This window comes from Kocuria sp. NBRC 114282, from assembly GCF_030268385.1.
GTDB lineage: Bacteria > Actinomycetota > Actinomycetes > Actinomycetales > Micrococcaceae > Kocuria > Kocuria palustris.
On sequence record NZ_BSQO01000026.1, the window covers coordinates 1 to 831 of the forward strand.

The 831-nt window shown below is 54.9% G+C and carries 1 rRNA gene; it reads right to left on the minus strand.

Going from position 1 to position 831, the window contains the following annotated elements:
• Nucleotides 1-831 (minus strand): 23S ribosomal RNA (locus QSJ40_RS12565); the annotation flags it as partial.

Sequence of the window (831 nt, forward strand, 5' to 3'; positions counted from 1 at the left end):
TGTGCGGAAATGTGCATTGCCACGACTTCGGCGGTGTACTTGAGCCCCGCTACATTATCGGCGCGGAATCACTTGACCAGTGAGCTATTACGCACTCTTTCAAGGATGGCTGCTTCTAAGCCAACCTCCTGGTTGTCTGAGCAACTCCACATCCTTTCCCACTTAGCACACGCTTAGGGGCCTTAGTCGGTGGTCTGGGCTGTTTCCCTTTCGACTATGAAGCTTATCCCCCACAGTCTCACTGCCGTGCTCTCACTTACCAGCATTCGGAGTTTGGTTGACGTCAGTAACCCGTTGGGGCCCATCAGCCATCCAGTAGCTCTACCTCTGGCAAGAAACACACGACGCTGCACCTAAATGCATTTCGGGGAGAACCAGCTATCACGAAGTTTGATTGGCCTTTCACCCCTACCCACAGCTCATCCCCTCCATTTTCAACTGAAGTGGGTTCGGTCCTCCACGCGCTCTTACACGCGCTTCAACCTGGCCATGGGTAGATCACTTCGCTTCGGGTCTAGATCACGCCACTCAACGCCCTCTTCAGACTCGCTTTCGCTACGACTACCCCACACGGGTTAACCTCGCGACATGACACTAACTCGCAGGCTCATTCTTCAAAAGGCACGCCGTCACCCCAAAAGGCTCCGACGGCTTGTAGGCACACGGTTTCAGGTACTATTTCACTCCCCTCCCGGGGTGCTTTTCACCTTTCCCTCACGGTACTGGTCCGCTATCGGTCATCAGGTAGTATTCAGGCTTACCAGGTGGTCCTGGCAGATTCACACGAAGTTTCACGGGCTCCGTGCTACTCGGGAAACACCACGCGCGGCA